The sequence below is a fragment of the Amorphus orientalis genome (assembly GCF_030814015.1).
GTDB lineage: Bacteria > Pseudomonadota > Alphaproteobacteria > Rhizobiales > Amorphaceae > Amorphus > Amorphus orientalis.
Window position 1 is genome coordinate 289,291 of sequence record NZ_JAUSUL010000005.1, and the last position, 18,314, is coordinate 307,604.

An 18,314-nucleotide genomic window follows, 5' to 3' on the forward strand; every position below is an offset into this window, starting at 1 on the left:
CCGCCCTGCTTTTTCTCGCTTGCTTGATTTCCACGCTTAAACGATCGAGACAGCGAGCAGAAGGGCTTGCGTCCAGACAGCACCGCCAACGGATCCGATCGATGCGCATTCTCACCGACGTTTCGGCCCACGGCTTCGGGCATGCGATGCAGACCGGATGCGTGATGGCCGCCCTCGCCGCCCGGCTGCCCTCGCTCCACGTGAAGCTGCGGACCGTGCTCCCGACGCACCGGGCCCGGGAGTTCATGGCGTTCGACGACCTGGGTGCCGCGCCCCTCGATCCGGCCCCGGTCATGTCCGCGCCGGACATCGTCGACGTCGCAGCCACGGCCGAGCAGTTCCGCGCCTTTCCCGAGCGGTTCGCCCGGGCGGTCGCGGAGAGTCGGTCGGAGATCGACCGGTTCCGGCCGGATCTGGTCTTCGCCAACATCGCCGCGCCCGGCCTGGTGGCCGCCCGCGAGAAGGGGGTTCCGGCGGTCGCGCTGTGTTCGCTCAACTGGGCCGACATCCTGCGCGCGGTGGTGCCCGCGGGCACGGTGGACGACGCGGCCCTGTCGCTCCTGGACGACGCCTATGGCGGGGCCGACGCCTTCCTGATGCCCGCGCCTTCGATGGAGATGTCGCCGTGGGCCAACCGGGTGCCCATCGGCCCGATCGGGCGGATCGGGGCGCCGATGCCCGATGCGGTGCGCCGCAGCCTCGGATTCCGGGACGACCGGCCGCTGGGTCTCGTCTCCTGGGGCGGCTGGACGGGCAGTGTCGCGGCCGGGTTCCTGGCCGCTCTGCCCGACGAGATCGCGTGGATCACCGATCCCGGACCGGTGCTCGCCGCCGGCATCACCTATGTCGATCTGCTCGCATCCTGCGCGATCGTGATCGCCAAGCCAGGCTACGGGACCTTCGTGGAAGCGGCCGCCAACCGGGTCCGGCTCGTCCACACCGACCGTCCGGGCTGGCCCGAGACCCCGGTGCTCGCCGCCTGGGCGGCGCGGAACGGCGCGGCCCGGGAGATCCACAAGGAAACGGCCACCCGGGAGGCTGCCAAGGCAATCGCCGACCTGATGGCGGAGACCCCGCCGCCCCCGCCGACGCTTACGGGTGCGGACGAGGCGGCGGCCCTGATCTGCGAGCGGGTGCTGCCGGCAGGCGTCGCGGCCGGCTGACCGGCACGCGACGTGAGGACCCCGCTCAGCTCGGCGTGCGGATCGGCAGGTCCAGCATCGCGCGGCGCCGGAGCCACAGGGTCGGCCGGTAGCGGTCGTCGCCGGTGATCGCCTGCAGCCGCTCCATCACCGACAGGGTGGTCTTCAGCCCCAGATCCTCGGCCATTTCCAGCGGCCCCATCGGATAGTTGAGGCCGAGCTTGAGGGCCGTGTCGATATCCGCCGGCTCGGCGAGCCCCGCCTCGGCGACCGAAGTGCCGAGATTGGCGATCATCGCCCGCATGCGCAGCGCCACGAAGCCGGGCGAATCCTTGATCGCCGTGATCACCCGGCCAGCATCGCGCAGCGCACCGGCCACCGCGTCCAGCATGCCCGGATCGGCGCCCGGCGCCGTCATCAGCGTCACCCGCTTGGCCGTGTTGGCGGAAAGATCGACGCAGACCAGCCGCTTCGGATCGATCCCCAGACGGACCGCGTAGCTGGTCGCGTCCTCGCCGACCGGATAGCCGAGGATCGGCTCGATGCCGTCGTCGGCCCCCATGGTCGACAACCCCACCTCCTTGCAGAAGCCGGCGAGCGCCTCAGACGGTTCGGCCAGAAAGACCGCCTGGGCCGGCATCCCGTGGGGTTCGTAGTCGGCGTCGCCGGTGCTGATCGGCTTGCCCGCCTCGTCGTAATCGAAGTGGCCGGCGCGGGTCTTCCGGCCCAGCCGCCCGGCTTCGTAGAGCAGCTTGTGGCGCGGCGTGGTGGCGAGCCGGCGATCGTTCAGGAACCCTTCGTAGACGATCATCGACACGGGGTAGTTCACGTCCATGCCGGTGAGGTCCATCAGCGCGAACGGTCCCATCCGGAAGCCGCAGCAGTCCGTCAGGATGGCGTCGATCTGGGACGGGGTGGCGACGCCCTCGTCGAGCATCCGCAGGGCTTCGGTGTAGTAGGCGCGGCCGCCGAGATTGACCAGGAAGCCCGGCGAATCCTTCACCTTCACCGCCGTCCGGCCCATCCGGTCGCCGAGGGCGGCCAGCGTGTCGGCGACCGCTTCCGTCGTGGCCGGGCCCTCGATGATCTCCACCAGCCGCATCAGCGGCACCGGATTGAAGAAATGCATGCCGGCGACCCGGCCGGGACGCTCGCAGGTCCGCGCGATCGAGGCGATCGGCAGCGAGGAGGTGTTGGTGGCGAGAATCGCGTCGTCCGCGACGATCCCCTCCAGCTCGGTGAAGATGGACCGCTTCACCTCGAGATTCTCCACCACCGCCTCGACGACCGTGTCGCAGTCGGAAAAGTCCGACAGGCTGGAGGCGACCGAAAGCTGGGCCTTCTGCGTGGCGGCAACCAGATTGTCGAGCTGCTTCTTCTCCACCAGCCGGTCGATCCGCTTGAACACTTCGCGGCGGCCCGCCTCGGCTGCGCCCTCCTTGGCGTCGAAGAGGATCGCGCGCATCCCGCCGGCAATGCTCACCTGGGCGATGCCCTGGCCCATCACGCCGGCCCCCACGATACCGACGGTAAACTCCGGATCATTCACGTCGCGCATGTCTCGTCCCCGTTCCAACTTTTGCGTGACGCCTTCCTATCCGATTTTTTGCACGCGTGAAGCAGGGTGGACGCGAGACCGAAACCGCGTAGCTTGCGCGTCGACCCGAATGTGCCCCGCCGATCGGCACGCGGAGCCCTCTCCGCCGGTCCGGGCATCCCACCTCTCCGGCAGTCCGTCGCGGCCCGTGCGGCCAGAGGCGGCCTCCGCAAGATACCGATGGAGCGCGATGCGATGAGCGAAGACAAAGCCCCAGTCCTGATCGACCGTCCCGAACCCGGGGTGGCGGTGGTCCGCCTCAACCGGCCGGAGGCCCGCAACGCGCTCAACATGGCCACGCGCCGGGCGCTGGCCGACGCCTTTACCGCGCTTGCCGAGGACACCGAGGTGCGCGCGATCGTGCTCACCGGCGACGAGGCCGCCTTCGCCGCCGGCGCCGACCTGAAAGAGTTCGTGGACGCCGATCCGGTGGAGATCGCCAAGCGTCGGGTGGAGCGGCTGTGGGCGGCGATCTCGTCGACCCCGCAGCCGATCATCGCCGCCGTCAACGGCTACGCGCTCGGCGGCGGGCTGGAGCTTGCGATGATGACCGACATCATCGTTGCCGGCGAGAGTGCCCAGCTCGGCCAGCCGGAAGTCCGGGTCGGCATCATGCCCGGGGCCGGCGGCACCCAGCGGCTGACCCGCGCGGTCGGAAAGTATCACGCCATGCGGCTGTGCCTGACCGGAAAGCCGATCGCGGCCCCCGAAGCCCACGCGATCGGGCTGGTCAGCCAGGTGGTTCCGGACGCCGAAGTCTTCGAGACGGCGCTCGCCATGGCCAAGTCGATCGCCAAGATGCCGCCACTCGCCGTCGTCGCCGTCAAGGAGAGCATCCTCCAGGCGGAGAATTCCTCGCTGGAGGCGGGTCTTGCATTGGAGCGCAAGGCGTTCCAACTCCTGTTTGCGAGCAAGGACAAGTCGGAAGGCATGACGGCATTTCTGGAAAAGCGGCGGCCCTCCTTCACGGGCGAATGACCGCGAGCCGCATCGCTCGGCACATGCCTGTCGCTGTGGCCAACCGCCGCAGCGACATTCCGGTTTGCAAATTGGTGCTGGATTCCTTCTAAATTAAATGTGCTAGAAGGACCCGGCAGTGAGGGCCGCAAGGATCGGCCCAGCTCGCATCGGGGATAATACGGATCGGGCTTTCCACGAGTTTCCTCGTCGCCGTCGCTCGGCTAGGACAGGATGTGGAATTGGACTTGGTCCAAACTGCGAGATCAGCCAGTCTGGTTTCGACCGATCGAGGTGATGATGGATTACGAGAGCTTTTTCCGAGACCAGCTCGAGGCGCTTCGCGGCGAAGGCAACTATCGTGTGTTCGCCGATCTTGAGCGTCGCCAGGGCAGCTTCCCGCGGGCGGTGCGCCATGGCGGCGACGGCGCCTCGGAGGTCACGGTGTGGTGCTCCAACGACTATCTCGGAATGGGCCAGAACCCGCTCGTGCTCGACGCCATGCACGAGGCCATCGATCGCTGCGGCGCCGGCGCCGGCGGCACCCGCAACATCTCCGGCACCAACCATTATCACGTGCTTCTGGAGGACGAGCTCGCCGACCTGCACGGCAAGGAAGCCGCCCTCCTGTTCACCTCCGGCTACGTCTCCAACTGGGCCTCGCTGACGACGCTGGCCTCGCGCCTGCCCGGCTGCGTCGTGCTGTCCGACGAGATGAACCACGCCTCGATGATCGAGGGCATCCGCCACAGCCGCGCCGAGCGCCAGATCTTCAAGCACAACAGCCCCGAGGATCTCGACCGGCGCCTCGCCACCATCGAGCCCGGCCGGCCGAAGCTGGTCGCCTTCGAATCCGTCTATTCCATGGACGGCGACATCGCCCCCATCAGGGAACTGTGCGACGTGGCCGACAAGCACGGCGCGATGACCTATCTGGACGAGGTCCACGCCGTCGGCCTCTACGGCCCGCGCGGCGGCGGCATCGCCGAGCGCGAGGGGCTGATGGACCGGCTCACCCTGATCGAGGGCACGCTGGGCAAGGCGTTCGGCGTCGTCGGCGGCTACATCGCCGGCTCCGCGGCGCTCTGCGACTTCATCCGCTCGTTCGCCTCCGGCTTCATCTTCACCACCGCCCTGCCGCCCCACGTGGCCGCGGGGGCTGCCGCCTCCATCCGGCACCTGAAGACCAGCCAGTTGGAGCGCCAGCGCCACCAGGCGAACGTCGCCAAGGTGCGCCGCCGGCTCGACCAGATCGGCATCCCGACCATGCCGAACCCGAGCCACATCGTGCCGGTGATGGTCGGCGACCCGGTCAAGTGCAAGTGGATCAGCGACATCCTCCTGGAGAACCACGGCATCTACGTGCAGCCGATCAACTATCCGACCGTGCCCAAGGGAACCGAGCGGCTCAGGATCACGCCCTCGCCGCTCCACACCGACGCCGACATCGACCACCTCGTCACCGCGCTCGAGGGCCTCTGGTCCCAGTGCGCTCTGGCCCGCGCCGTCGCCTGACCGGCCTCTCCAAGGGTTCAGGATCCGTCAAAGGCCGCCGCGAGCGGCCTTTTTCGTGCGCGGCTGCGGCCCGCTGCGGTGCGCCGCGGGCGGCTCGTCGCAAGAGATCCTCACGCAAGCTTATCAAATGTAAATTCAGCCAACGTCTGGGGAGACGCTGATCACGTCCGGGGAAACAAGGACGATTGCCCGTCAGAGGGCGGTCGATGTTTTTCGCGCCGTTCATCTTATGGGACCCCGACATGCGCATCGTTCAGAGACTCAAGCTTCGCAGCCTGATGGCGACCGCCGCCGTGACCATGATCCTGCTGGCACTCGCAACCGTCAGCGGCATCGTCTATCTCCTGATTTCCGACCAGATCCAGACGGACGCTGTTGCGCGGCAGAATGCCAGTCTGCGGATTGCAGCGGAGATCGTCGAACGCGACCTGCCCGGCACCGAGATCGTCTGGTCCGCCAGCGGTGACGTCGAGCGCGTGATCATGGCGGATATCCCCGAGAGCTTTGCGGGCCATGACATGATCGACACCGTCGGCCGCCTGACGGGCGAGACCGCGACGATCTTCAAATGGGATCCGCAGACCCAGGATTTCTGGCGCAAGACCACCAACATCGTGAAGCCCGGCGGCGAGCGGGCGGTGGGCACCCAGCTCGGCCAGAGCGGCGCCGTCTACCCGGTGCTGCGGAGCGGCGAGACGTTCCGCGGAGAGGCCGTGATCCTCGGAACGCCCTACTACACGATCTACGAGCCGATCTATTCGCCTGCCGGCGAGATCAACGGCATCCTCTATGCCGGCGTGCGCAAGTCCGTCATCCATGCGCTGATGGGCGAGATCAGCAGCAAGCTTCTGATTGCATCCGCCCTGATCCTTATCGTGTCCGCGATCGCGATGACGCTGATCACGCGCTGGCTTCTGAGCCCGCTGCCGGTGCTGTCCGCCGTCACGAACCGTCTGGCCGAGGACGATCTGGAGGTCGACGTGCCCTTCGACGACTGGGAGAACGAGGTCGGCCAGCTCGCAAAGTCGGTCTCCACCCTCAAGCTCCGGGCCCAGGAGAGGCATGAGCTTGCCGCCGCCCAGCGGGCCGAGGAAGACCAGCGCCGGGACCGCCAGCACCGGGTCGAGACCGTCATTGCCCGGTTCCGCGAGCAGGCTGCATCGCTCACCGCCGCCGTGACCGAGACCGCCGCCAGCCTCGCGACCACCTCCCATACGCTGAACGAACTCGCCGGACAGGGCGCAGGCAAGGCGAGCGAGACCACGACGGCCAGCGACGAGACCAGCCGCAACGTGGAGACCGTCGCCTCCGCCGCCGAGGAGCTGATCGCGTCGATCTCAGAGATCTCGCGCCAGGTCGGCCGGACCACCGAGGTCGTCGATCGGGCGACGGAGGGCGCGCGCGACTCGAACGTGAAGATGCAGGGCCTGGCCGATGCCGCCACCCGGATCGGCGAGGTGGTGACCCTCATCGAGGACATCGCCGGCCAGACCAACCTGCTGGCATTGAACGCGACGATCGAAGCGGCCCGCGCCGGCGAGGCCGGCAAGGGCTTCGCCGTGGTGGCGGCCGAGGTGAAGGCGCTCGCCACCCAGACGTCGAAGGCCACCGGGGAGATTTCCGCGCAGGTGTCGGCAATCCAGGCATCGACGCAGGATGCGGTCGATACGATCGGCGGAATCGCGAGCACGATGACCGAGATCGACGAGTTCACCTCATCCATCGCTACCGCCATGGAGCAGCAGCGCGCGGCCACGGCGGACATCGCCGAAAACGTCCAGCACGCCGCCCGGGGAACCGGAGACGTCACCCGGAACATGTCCACCCTCTCCGCGATCGTCGATCAGACGGCGGACGTTGCCGAGGGCGTGCTCGGCGCGTCGGACACCATGTCCAGCAAGTCGACCGCCCTCGGCCGGGAAATCGACCGGTTCCTCGAGGAAGTCGCCGCAGCCTGACCGGGCCGCTCGGACCGGAGCGGTTGAGGGAACTCGACGAATCGCCCCGGCCATAGCACGATGACGGCGGCGATCGGCGCGGCTCCGCGTGCGGAACCCCGCCCGATCGCCGGGCGAGTATTGGCTGGGGAAGGACCGCGATGCGGAGAATCGGGGGCAGAGCTGCGGGTGCCGCTCTTGCGATCATGCTGGCAACGGCGCCGGGCTTTGGTGCCGAGACCTCGGACTGCGACATCGACGCGGTCGCCGGGGTCCTGAGCAAGGCGATGCGGGTTTCGATGCAGAGCACCGCCGACACCCTGACCACCGAGGAGATGCGCGCCCGGGTCGACGAGCTCAAGACGGATCCCGAAGCCCGCCGCGATTTCCTTTTCGGCTTCAAGCGCAGCTATCCCGAATGCTCCGAGGACGAGGCGCGTCAGGCTCTCGACATCGCCACCGGAAGCATGGACGACTATCTGGCCGAGACCGAATAGGGCTGGATCTAGTTCCGAACCACGACGCACGGGGCGCCCGCCGCCGAAATCCGCCGGCAGAGGCCCTGGGCGTCCGAGCGTGACGCGGCGCCGAGCTGCACAGCGTGGATCGCCCGCCGGCCGCGGCCCGGAACCCGCTTGGCGATGACCACCGGGGCCTGGTCCCGAAGATCGCCCGGCAGCTTCTGACGGGTGCGCGCAAACTGGCGCATGGCGATTGCCTGGCTCGCATGTCCGGCCACCTGGGCGCCCCACGGCGACCATCCCCCGCCGCCCGGCGGGCGTGGCGTGGTCCGCATCTGTCCCAACGCGACGACAAGCGCCTCGCAATCCACCGGCCTGTCGGCAACATCGTGGGGCCGCGCCGTCGGAACGGGCGGCGGCGGGACGGGCAAACCGGGATGCGGACCGGTGTCGATGGCGGCTACAGTCTCCGGTGCCGGCCCCGTGGCAACGACCGGCGGATCGTCCGGCTTGTCTGCCCAGGACGGCGGGAGATGGACCGGCGGATGGGGATTGGGGGTCAGGTCGAGGGCGGCCCGTTCCAGCGTCCTCTCGTGGCGGAAGCGCCAGTGCTCGGCGCTCCGCCCGGTGATGGCGTAGACGTAGTTCCGGGTCTCGTCGGGCAGGAAGCCGCCGCCGAGATAACCGCTCACGCGATCGGGTCCGGCGTTGTAGGCCATCGCAGCGAGCCCCCAGTGGCCCTCGAACCGGTCCGCGAGCCAGCGCAGCAGCGACGCGGAGGCCGGCAGCGCGGCCTTTGGCTCGAACGGATCGTCGAGGTCCCAGGCCCGGGCCGTATAGGGCATGAACTGGGCGATCCCCTGGGCGCCGACCGGGCTCACCGCATTCGGATCGAACCGGCTTTCCGTCCAGATCAGGCGAATGAAGAAATCGGCGGGGACGTCGTGCTCGTCCGCCGCGCCCATCAGCAGGCCGCAGAGCGCGGCGCGGCGCTCGGCCGGGCTCGGCTCGGATGCGGCACCGTGATCGCCGGAGCCATCGGCCGGTTTCTCCGCACGGTCATGGGCGCGCTCCCCGGCTGCCGGCGTCAGGCCATCGTCGACCCGCGTCAGCCGTGCGCCGCCGTCCTCCGGCGCCGTCCGGGCCGGCGCAGAGACCGCTCCCACCGACAGGAGCGCGAAAGCGAGAAGCAGCACGGTCGGCCGCATCGGTCTGGTCCATCTCGTCACAGACATCCGCGCCGGGATACCAACGGATCGGGGCGCTGGAATGACGGCGGCTCAGGCCGCGGGCGCGGTCTCGGCCGCGGGTCTGCGCCTCAGAACCGCCGTGTGGGCGGCAAGCGCCTTCGGCAGCGGACCGCCATAGGCCCAGTCCAGGAGCTGGACCGTGTGCACGATCGGCCGTTCGGTGGCCGGGCCGATCTGCGTCATGCAGCCGATGTTTCCGGTGGCGACGAGATCGGCGCCTGTAGCGTCGATATTGTCCGCCTTGCGCTGTTTCAGACGGTCCGCGATCTCCGGCTGCAGGATGTTGTAGACGCCTGCCGACCCGCAGCACAGGTGCCCTTCGGCCACGTCGAGCACGGTGAAGCCGGCCGTCGACAGGAGCGCTTTCGGCTGGGTGCGGATGCCCTGGCCGTGCTGCATCGAACAGGCCGAGTGATAGGCGACCCGCGCGCTGGTAGACCGCATCGGCGCGCCGAGATCCACGTCGGCGAGCACTTCCGACACATCCCTGGCCCGGGCGGAGATTTCGGCCGCCTTGTCGGCATAGTCCGGGTCGTCGGCGAGCAGGTGCCCGTAATCCTTGATCGTGGTGCCGCACCCGGAGGCGGTGATCGCGATCGCGTCGATCCCCTCGCCCTGAAGCTCGGGCCACCAGGCATCGATGTTGCGCCGGGCGGCGGTCTTCGCGTCGTTCTCCCAGCCCATGTGATGGACCAGCGCGCCGCAGCAGCCCTCGCCGGCCGGCCGGACGATCTCGTAGCCGGCCCGGGTCAGAAGCCGGCAGGCGGCGGCGTTGATGTCGGGGGCAAGAACCGACTGCACGCATCCGGTCGGAACGATGATGCGTCCCAGCCGGGGCGCGACCGCGCGCGCCACGCCGGGCCCGGTCTCCGCCGGCTTGCGGGGCAGCGAGGCCGGCGCCAGCCGCAGCATCGCGCCGAGCCGCGCGGTCTGCCGGCGCGCGAGCAGGCCGGCGAAGGGACGGCCGAGCACCGACAGGCGCACCGCCCAGCGGAACCGGTTCGGATAGGGAAGGATCGCGGCCAGGAGCCGGCGGATCGCCCGGTCGTGCCAGGGCCGCTTGTAGGTGCGTTCGATGTGGGCACGGGCGTGATCGACGAGGTGCATGTAGTTCACGCTCGACGGGCACGTCGTCATGCAGGACAGGCACGACAGGCAGCGGTCGATGTGCTTGACCACCTGGCCGGTGGCGGGCGCATCGGCCTCCAGCATGTTCTTGATCAGGTAGATCCGCCCGCGCGGACTGTCGAGCTCGTCTCCCAGGAGCACGAAGGTCGGACAGGTCGCGGTGCAGAAGCCGCAGTGCACGCAGCGGCGCAGGATCGCTTCGGATCGGGCGGTCTGGGGGTCGGCGAGCTGGGCGAGCGTGAATGCGGTCTGCATGGCCTTGTCTCAAGCCCGGGGGCGAGCGACCCCCGGGACGCTTCGGTTATCTCAGACCAGCCAGGTCTGCGGATTCTCGATCGGCTCGCTCTTGCCCGTCGCCTGCAATCCCTTCACGCAGCGCACGACGCCCCAGATGGCGACGGCGATGAACAGGAGAAAGCCGATCCCGACGACCGCGAGCACGGCGCTGATCAGGCTGTAGAGCAGGCCGATCCAGAACGTGCGGATCTGGTACGTGTAGTGGCTGACGACCCATCCGTCGGCCTTGCCGCGGCTGATATAGGCGAAGATCACGCCGACGATCGCCGTCACGCCGACCACGAGGCTGGCGAGATAGAGCACGTAGATCAACTGGAGATTGGACTTTCCCGGATCGAACATGCCGGGCTGGGTCTGGGAGGAGGCGACCGGGTCGCTCATCTGGGAGGCTCCTTCTTCGATGGTCCGAACCGCGCCGCCGGCTTGAGCGACGCCCCCGGGAGAATCGCCGATCTCCGCGACAGGTCAATGATCCGTCCACATCCGGTTCGGGTTGAGAACCCCCGAAGGGTCGAACTGGGCCTTGATCCGCCGGCTGAGCGCTGCCACGCCCGGCGCCTCGGGCTGAAACGGCGCAACCGTCCGTCGGGTTTCCTCCGGTGCCCGAATCAGCGTCGCGTGCCCGCCGCCGCGATCGGCGACGGCCCGCCGGATCGCCTCGGCGCCGGCATTGCCCGCAGCGGACGTCTCGATCCAGACAAGCCCCCCGCCCCAGTCGTACCAGGCGCGCAGCTCGCGTTCGGAGCGGATGGCCGCCACCAGCTCCGGCCCCGCGCTCGGCGCCACGGAGACGCGCCACACCGCCGTATCCGACGACGCGGCGAAGGCAAGGCAATCACGGACGCCGCGCCACAAGGCCCCGGTCGGTTCCTCCGCCAGGACGCGCGGCCGGCCGAACGGCTTGAGCAGGGCCGCGAGGGCGTCGAGCCGGGCCCTCACCGAGGCGGCGAAGCCCTCCAGCCGGACCGCCGTCACGGCTCCCTCCGGAGCGTCGATGCCGGCGAGGCCCGCCACGGTGTCGGCCGGAAGGTGGGCCGCGCCTGAGACATCGGCAGGGGATCCGAGCGCCGCCGACAGCGCCTTGACGGCGGCCGCATCCGACAGGCCGTCGAGCACGAGGGTCGCCGCCATCTCGCTCACCGGCAGCACCTTGACGGTCACGGCCGTCAGAACCGCCAGCGTTCCCCAGGAGCCGGCAAGGCCGCGGGCGAGGTCATAGCCGGTGACGTTCTTCACCACCCGGCCGCCGGACTTGAAGATCTCCGCCCGGCCGGACACCGCCTCGATCCCGAGCGCGTGGTCGCGCGCCGCTCCCGAACGGATCCGGCGCGGCCCGGACAGGTTCGCGGCGATCAGCCCGCCCAGCGTTCCCTCGCCCGGCGTGCCGCCCAGCAGGGCTGAATAATCGCACGGCTCGAAGGCGAGTTCCTGCCCCGCTTCCGAAAGGGCCGCCCGGATCTCGGCAAGCGACGTTCCGGCCCGCGCCGACAGCACCAGCTCTTCCGGCTCGTAGAGGGTGATGCCGGACACGGCGGAAAGATCGAGCACATGCCCGGCCGCCACCGGCCGGCCGATTGCCCGTTTGCTGCCGGTCCCAAGAACTTCGAGCGGGGTTTCGGTCGCGACCGCCCATTCCACGACCTCGCGCACCGCTTCGGGCGTATCGGGCCGGCTGGTTTCGATCCGCATGTCGGCCAAAGCCATGGCGCCTCAGAACCTCGGAATGTCGGGAAAAGGCAGCGCGCCGCGGTGGATGTGCATCCGGCCAAGCTCGGCGCACCGGTGCAGGGTCGGGAACACCTTGCCCGGATTGAGCAGGTGCTTCTCGTCGAAGGCGCACTTGACCCGCTGCTGCTGTTTCAGGTCGTCCTCGGTGAACATCGCCGGCATTAGGTCGCGCTTTTCGACCCCCACCCCGTGCTCCCCGGTCAGGCAGCCGCCGACCTCGACGCACAGCTTCAGGATCTCGCCGCCGAACTCCTCCGCCCGCTCCAGCTCGCCCGGCTTGTTGGCATCGTAGAGGATCAGCGGATGCAGGTTGCCGTCGCCGGCGTGGAACACGTTCGCCACGCCGAGCCCGTAGGTCTGCGACAGCTCGCCCATCCGGTGCAGGACCTGGGGCAGCATCTTGCGGGGGATCGTGCCGTCCATGCAGTAGTAGTCGGGCGAAACCCGCCCCACCGCCGGGAAGGCCGCCTTGCGGCCGGCCCAGAACCGCGCCCGCTCCTCCTCCGACTGGGAGACGCGGATGTGGGACGCCCCGTTGGCGCGGGCGTGATGCTCGACCTTCTCCAGGAGATGATCGACCTCGACCGCCGGCCCGTCGAGTTCCACGATCAAGAGCGCCTCGCAGTCGCGCGGATAGCCGGCGTGGACGAAATCCTCCGCCGCCAGGATCGCCGTTTTGTCCATCATCTCCATGCCGGCCGGAATGATGCCGGCGGCGATGATTTCGGCCACGCACGAGCCGGCCGCCTCGCTGGACGGAAACCCGATCAGGAGCGCCCGCGCCGTCTCCGGGGCCTTCAGGATGCGCACCGTGACCTCGGTGACGACCGCCAGAAGCCCCTCCGATCCGACCATGAACGCCAGCAGGTCGTAGCCGCCGGAATCGAGATGGCGGCCGCCGATCCGCATCACCTCGCCGGTGATCAGGACCACTTCCAGCCCGAGCACGTTGTTGGTGGTGAGCCCGTATTTGAGGCAGTGCACCCCGCCGGCATTTTCCGCGACGTTGCCGCCGATCGAACAGGCGATCTGGGACGAGGGATCCGGCGCATAGTAGAAACCGTTCGCCTCCACCGCCCGGGTCACCCCAAGGTTGGTGACGCCCGGCTGGGCGCGCACGATCCGGTCCTCGAAGTCGATCTCCAGGATGCGGTTGAACTTCGTCATCGACAGGAGAACCGCGTCCGCCAGCGGCAGCGCGCCGCCCGACAGCGACGTCCCTGCCCCGCGCGGCACAACCTTGACGTCATTCTCGTAGCAGTACGCAAGGACGCGGCTGACCTGATCGACCGTCTCAGGCAGGACCACGACGAGCGGCGTCTGGCGGTAGGCCGTCAGCCCGTCGGATTCGTAGGCCCGCATCTCCACATCGTCGACGATCACCCCTTCGCCGGGCACGATTTTCCTGAGATCCGCTGCGATTTCGCTGCGCCGTCCGAGCGTTTCCCGGCTCGGCTCCGGCATGGCCAGTGCAGTCATCCGTCCTCCCCGGCGGCCCGGTGATCCGGTTTCCGCCGCGCCGGCGTCTGGACATGCCGAACGCCGGCCATACTTATTGACTTTCGACCGGCCTCTCGGACCGGTTTGCTCAGAAGTTGTAGAAGCGGGATCGGCCGGATCCAGGATTTTCTGGATTGGCCGCACCAAAACCGCCCACGCCCGGACAGGTTGCCACAGAATGAGCGACATCACCGACATGGAAATTTTCGCTCGCGTCGTCGGAGCCGGCTCCATGTCGGCCGCCGGACGCGAGATGGGCCTGTCGCCCGCCGTGATTTCCAAACGAATCCGCCGGCTGGAAACCCGTCTCGGCACCCGTCTCCTGCAGCGGACCACCCGCCAGCTCGCGCTGACGGAAGCGGGCCAGGGCTACTATGAGCGGGTGCTGGGCATCCTGGCATCTATCGAGGAGGCGGAAACCTTTGTAACCCGCCGCTCGACCATGGCGCGCGGGACGCTGAAGGTCTCGGCCCCCACCTCGTTCGGGCGGCTTCACATCGCCCCTCACCTCAAGCGCTTCATCGAGCTGCACGACGATCTTCAGATCAACCTGGTCCTGTCCGACAGCTTCGTGGATGTGGTCGCGGAAGGCTACGATCTGGCCATCCGCATCGCGGAGCTCGACGATTCGAGCCTCGTGGCGCGGCGGCTCGCCCCCGTCCACCGGGTTTTGTGCGCAGCACCGTCCTATCTGGAAAGCCACGGCACGCCGGCTTCGATCGCCGACCTGGAGGACCACGTCACCCTGGCTGCGGCCCAGCAGATCCCCTGGCACCTGGACGGACCGAAGGGCGAGGTCGTGGTGCGCCCGAGCGGTCCGCTCTCCACCAACTCCAGCGAGGTCGTCCGCGAGGCCGTGCTGTCCGGTCTCGGCGTGGCGCTGCGCTCGACCTGGGACGTGGGGCCGGATCTCGCCGCGGGGCGGCTGCGGATCGTGCTGCCGAACTACCGCGCGTCGGACCGGGTCGCGGTCCACGCGATCTATCCCACCCGCCGGTTCGTGCCGGCCAAGGTGCGGCTGTTCATCGATTTCCTGGCCGATCTCTATGCGCCCCACCCCTATTGGGACGAGGGGCTTCAGGACGCGGTTCCGGAGATGGAGAAGGAGCCCGCACGGCCCTGAGCACGAACCCGGACGCACGTCGCCGCAGCGGCAATGGCGGCGGGAAGCGTTCTGTTGCGCGTTGCTCATGACGAGCGGCCCCGTTATTAGTGCCCGGGAGTGAAATTCACGATTGAGGACGACAGATGGCTGAGCACAGCTCCGGCGGCGCGCACGCGGCCAGCGACGAAGGTCACATGAATGCGATGGACTACGCCGAGCACGAGCGCACGTATGGCGGCTTTCTCAAGGTCCTCAAGTGGGGCACCATCACGGTCGTCATCATCCTGGCGCTGATGGGTCTGTTCCTGACCTGATCCCGCGTCCGGGGAGGTCCGGCGGCATTCGCCGGATCCGGACGGCCCGCCGTGTTGGACAGACACTGCCGGCGTCGACCACACTTGTGGCGTCGCCCAGTCGACCTGAGCCGTTTCCGATCGGCGGGAAGTCCCGGCCGACGGCGAGGGCTTCTGTTTCCGTACCATGAGCGAGTTCCGTGCGTTCGCACCGGTTCAGTCTGAACGGAACGCGCTCGAAGGCGAATGAGGGGAGTTTGCCGCATGCGCATTGGCGTACCGCGAGAGGCCGAACACGAGCCGCGCGTTGCCGTTACGCCGGATTCGGTGAAGCGGTTTACGGGACTGGGGGCGACGGTCGCCGTCGCAAGCGGCGCCGGAGAGCGCTCGCGCATACCGGACGCGCACTTCGCCGAGGCGGGTGCGGAGATCGTATCGTCCTCTGCCGACGCCCTGCGCGATGCCGATCTCGTCCTCAAGGTCGAGCGGCCCAGCGGTGAGGAAATCGACCAGATCCGCGAAGGCGCCGTCGTCGTCGCGATCATGGACCCGTACGGCAACGACGGGCCGCTGCAGCACATGGCCGGGCGCGGCCTCGTGGCCTTCGCCATGGAGCTGATGCCGCGCATCACCCGGGCCCAGTCCATGGACGTGCTGTCGAGCCAGGCGAACCTGGGCGGCTATCAGGCCGTGATCGACGCCGCCGAGGTCTACGACCGCGCGATCCCGATGATGATGACCGCCGCCGGCACCGTTCCGGCCGCCAAGGCGTTCGTCATGGGCGCCGGCGTCGCGGGCCTGCAGGCCATTGCGACCGCCCGCCGTCTGGGTGCCGCCGTGTCCGCCACCGACGTGCGCCCGGCCGCCAAGGAGCAGGTCGCCTCGCTCGGCGCCAAGTTCATCGCGGTCGAGGACGACGAGTTCAAGGCCGCCGAAACCGCCGGCGGCTACGCCAAGGAGATGTCGGAGGAGTACCGCAAGAAGCAGGCGGAGCTCATCGCCGATCACATCTCCAAGCAGGACATCGTCATCACCACGGCGCTGATCCCGGGCCGGCCCGCGCCGCGCCTGATCACCCGCGAGATGCTGGAAAGCATGAAGCCCGGCTCGGTGGTGGTCGATCTGGCCGTCGAGCGCGGCGGCAACGTCGAGGGCTCCGAGCCGGACAAGGTGGTCGAGGTCGGACCGGTCCGCGTGATCGGCTACCGCAACATGCCCGGCCGCATCGCCGCCTCCGCGTCGCTGCTCTACGGCAAGAACCTCTACACCTTCGTCGAGAGCGTGATGGTGGACAAGGAGACGAAGGCCCTCTCGATCAACTGGGAGGATGACATCGTCAAGGCCACGGCGCTGACCCGGGACGGCAAGGTCGTCCACCCGAACTTCGCGCCCGCGGCCGAGACCCAGGACAACGGGGGGCAGGAATGAGCGAGACAGTTTCGCAAAACGCGGTCGACCAGGCCCGGCAGGCCGCCGAAATCGCGCGGCAGGCCGCCGAGAACGCCGAGGCCGCCGCGCGCGCGGCCGAAGCCCAGCTCCTGGCACCGCCGGACGGCGTCGTCGACGGCCTCGCCGCGGCGGCCCATACGGCGAGCGGCGGCATGATCGATCCGTTCGTGTTTCGCCTGTCGATCTTCGTGCTGGCGATCTTCGTCGGCTACTACGTGGTCTGGTCGGTGACCCCGGCGCTGCACACCCCGCTTATGTCGGTCACCAACGCGATCTCCAGCGTCATCGTCGTCGGCGCGCTTCTGGCCGTCGGCATCGACCTGTCCGCCTCCGACGGTGCCGTGTGGGCGCGGATCTTCGGCTTCCTCGCACTGGTCATGGCGAGCGTGAACATCTTCGGTGGCTTCCTCGTCACCAGCCGCATGCTGTCCATGTACAAGAAGAAGCAGAAGTGAGGGGCCGGAACCGATGAACGCAAACCTCGCAGCTGTGCTATATCTCGTCGCCGGCGTCCTGTTCATTCTGGCGCTGCGCGGCCTCTCCCATCCCGAAACCTCCCGCCGCGGCAACCATTACGGCATGGCGGGCATGGCAGTCGCCGTGCTCACCACCCTCGCAGTCGCGGCCCCCGGTGCGGGCGGCTGGTTCTGGATCATCCTGGCCATCGTCATCGGCGGCGGCATCGGCGCGGTGATCGCCCGCCGGATCGCCATGACAGCGATGCCCCAGCTGGTCGCCGCCTTCCATTCGCTGGTCGGTCTCGCCGCCGTGTTCGTGGCCGCCGGCGCGCTCTATGCGCCGGAAGCCTTCGGCATCGGCCATCCCGGCTCGATCCATGCCGCGAGCCTGGTCGAAATGTCGATCGGCGTCGCCATCGGCGCCATCACCTTCACCGGCTCCATCATCGCCTTCCTCAAGCTCGACGGACGCATGTCCGGCAAGCCGATCCTGCTGCCGGCCCGCCACGTGCTGAACGCCGGCATCGCGATCGCGCTGGTCGTCCTGGTGATCGTCTTCGTGATCACCGAGGCGCACTGGCTGTTCTGGGTGATCACCATCCTGGCCCTGATCCTGGGCGGCCTGATCATCGTGCCGATCGGCGGCGCCGACATGCCGGTCGTCGTGTCGATGCTGAACTCCTACTCCGGCTGGGCGGCCGCCGGCATCGGCTTCACCCTGGGCAACACGGCGCTGATCATCACCGGCGCCCTGGTCGGCTCGTCGGGCGCGATCCTGTCCTACATCATGTGCAAGGGCATGAACCGGTCGTTCATCTCGGTGATCCTCGGCGGCTTCGGCGGCGAGAGCGCCGGACCGGCGGACGATCTCGGCGACCGCACCGTGAAGCAGGGCTCGGCCGAGGACGCGGCCTTCATCATGAAGAACGCGAACAAGGTCATCATCGTGCCGGGCTACGGCATGGCGGTGGCCCAGGCCCAGCACGCCCTGCGCGAGATGGCCGATGCGCTCAAGGAGGAAGGCGTCGAGCTCAAATACGCCATCCACCCGGTCGCCGGCCGCATGCCGGGCCACATGAACGTGCTGCTGGCCGAGGCCCAGGTGCCCTATGACGAGGTCTTCGAGCTGGAGGACATCAACTCGGAGTTCCAGCAGGCCGACGTCGCCTTCGTCATCGGCGCCAACGACGTGACCAACCCGGCCGCACGCGACGACCCGTCCTCGCCGATCTACGGCATGCCGATCCTCGACGTGGACAAGGCGGGCACCTGCCTGTTCGTCAAGCGTTCGCTCGGCTCCGGCTATGCCGGCATCGACAACTCCTTGTTCTACAAGGACAACACGATGATGCTGTTCGGCGACGCCAAGAAGATGGTCGAGGAGATCGTCAAGGCGCTTTAAGAGCAAATCCAGGAAAAGTGGGAACCGGTCTTCCGTCCGGATTTGCGTCAGAATAACCGCTCACGCCAGCTCGCGATGCTCGCGGCTCCGCGTGG

Annotated in this window: 16 protein-coding genes; 10 read left to right on the forward strand and 6 right to left on the reverse strand. The window is 68.5% G+C overall.

Translation table 11 applies throughout. The features are described from left to right. The first annotated feature begins 101 nt into the window (after positions 1-101). A complete protein-coding gene (locus J2S73_RS20065; protein WP_306887469.1) occupies positions 102-1,163 on the forward strand; it encodes a hypothetical protein in 1,062 nt (353 codons plus the stop codon). Positions 1,164-1,188: 25 nt separating this feature from the next. Here J2S73_RS20065 and J2S73_RS20070 read toward each other — a convergent pair whose 3' ends face one another. Next, positions 1,189-2,700: a 3-hydroxyacyl-CoA dehydrogenase gene (locus J2S73_RS20070; protein WP_306887470.1), complete on the reverse strand. Its 1,512-nt coding sequence runs from the start codon at positions 2,698-2,700 to the stop codon at positions 1,189-1,191. 234 nt (positions 2,701-2,934) lie between these two features. Here J2S73_RS20070 and J2S73_RS20075 point away from each other — a divergent pair, with 234 nt between their 5' ends. From J2S73_RS20075 to J2S73_RS20090, 4 genes are all read left to right on the forward strand, one after another. Next, positions 2,935-3,717: an enoyl-CoA hydratase-related protein gene (locus J2S73_RS20075; RefSeq protein WP_306887471.1), complete on the forward strand. Its 783-nt coding sequence runs from the start codon at positions 2,935-2,937 to the stop codon at positions 3,715-3,717. Positions 3,718-3,996: 279 nt separating this feature from the next. Further along, positions 3,997-5,211: a 5-aminolevulinate synthase gene (hemA, locus tag J2S73_RS20080; RefSeq protein WP_306887489.1), complete on the forward strand. Its 1,215-nt coding sequence runs from the start codon at positions 3,997-3,999 to the stop codon at positions 5,209-5,211. Positions 5,212-5,453: 242 nt separating this feature from the next. Then, positions 5,454-7,169 carry a methyl-accepting chemotaxis protein gene (locus tag J2S73_RS20085; RefSeq protein ID WP_306887472.1) on the forward strand — a complete coding sequence of 572 codons (1,716 nt, stop codon included), beginning with the start codon at positions 5,454-5,456 and terminating at the stop codon, positions 7,167-7,169. A 140-nt stretch (positions 7,170-7,309) separates the two neighbouring features. Continuing rightward, positions 7,310-7,645 (forward strand): hypothetical protein, encoded by a 336-nt coding sequence (locus tag J2S73_RS20090; protein ID WP_306887473.1) that lies wholly within the window; start codon positions 7,310-7,312, stop codon positions 7,643-7,645. An 8-nt stretch (positions 7,646-7,653) separates the two neighbouring features. Here J2S73_RS20090 and J2S73_RS20095 read toward each other — a convergent pair whose 3' ends face one another. The 5 genes from J2S73_RS20095 to J2S73_RS20115 form a co-directional block, all read right to left on the reverse strand. Beyond that, positions 7,654-8,817: a lytic transglycosylase domain-containing protein gene (locus J2S73_RS20095; RefSeq protein ID WP_306887474.1), complete on the reverse strand. Its 1,164-nt coding sequence runs from the start codon at positions 8,815-8,817 to the stop codon at positions 7,654-7,656. A gap of 72 nt (positions 8,818-8,889) precedes the next feature. After that, entirely contained in the window at positions 8,890-10,242 is a 1,353-nt protein-coding gene (gene glcF, locus J2S73_RS20100; RefSeq protein WP_306887475.1) for a glycolate oxidase subunit GlcF, read from the reverse strand. Positions 10,243-10,293: 51 nt separating this feature from the next. Beyond that, positions 10,294-10,665 (reverse strand): DUF4870 family protein, encoded by a 372-nt coding sequence (locus J2S73_RS20105; protein WP_306887476.1) that lies wholly within the window; start codon positions 10,663-10,665, stop codon positions 10,294-10,296. A gap of 84 nt (positions 10,666-10,749) precedes the next feature. Further along, positions 10,750-11,988: a glycolate oxidase subunit GlcE gene (glcE, locus tag J2S73_RS20110; protein WP_306887477.1), complete on the reverse strand. Its 1,239-nt coding sequence runs from the start codon at positions 11,986-11,988 to the stop codon at positions 10,750-10,752. Positions 11,989-11,994: 6 nt separating this feature from the next. After that, the gene (locus tag J2S73_RS20115; RefSeq protein WP_306887478.1) at positions 11,995-13,491 is read right to left on the reverse strand and encodes an FAD-linked oxidase C-terminal domain-containing protein; all 1,497 of its coding nucleotides are present in this window, start codon (positions 13,489-13,491) and stop codon (positions 11,995-11,997) included. A gap of 199 nt (positions 13,492-13,690) precedes the next feature. Between J2S73_RS20115 and J2S73_RS20120 the strand changes: the two genes are divergently transcribed. The 5 genes from J2S73_RS20120 to J2S73_RS20140 all read left to right on the forward strand — a co-directional run bounded on the left by J2S73_RS20120 (position 13,691) and on the right by J2S73_RS20140 (position 18,219). Then, the gene (locus J2S73_RS20120) at positions 13,691-14,635 is read left to right on the forward strand and encodes a LysR family transcriptional regulator (RefSeq protein WP_306887479.1); all 945 of its coding nucleotides are present in this window, start codon (positions 13,691-13,693) and stop codon (positions 14,633-14,635) included. Between the two features lie 125 nt (positions 14,636-14,760). Beyond that, a complete protein-coding gene (locus J2S73_RS20125; protein ID WP_306887480.1) occupies positions 14,761-14,931 on the forward strand; it encodes an aa3-type cytochrome c oxidase subunit IV in 171 nt (56 codons plus the stop codon). A 243-nt stretch (positions 14,932-15,174) separates the two neighbouring features. Next, on the forward strand, positions 15,175-16,338 hold the full coding sequence (locus J2S73_RS20130) for a Re/Si-specific NAD(P)(+) transhydrogenase subunit alpha (protein WP_306887481.1): 1,164 nt from the start codon (positions 15,175-15,177) through the stop codon (positions 16,336-16,338). Next, the gene (locus J2S73_RS20135) at positions 16,335-16,814 is read left to right on the forward strand and encodes an NAD(P) transhydrogenase subunit alpha part 2 (RefSeq protein ID WP_306887482.1); all 480 of its coding nucleotides are present in this window, start codon (positions 16,335-16,337) and stop codon (positions 16,812-16,814) included. Before J2S73_RS20130 ends, J2S73_RS20135 begins: the two co-directional genes overlap by 4 nt. A gap of 13 nt (positions 16,815-16,827) precedes the next feature. Then, a complete protein-coding gene (locus J2S73_RS20140; protein WP_306887483.1) occupies positions 16,828-18,219 on the forward strand; it encodes an NAD(P)(+) transhydrogenase (Re/Si-specific) subunit beta in 1,392 nt (463 codons plus the stop codon). Positions 18,220-18,314 lie beyond the last annotated feature (95 nt).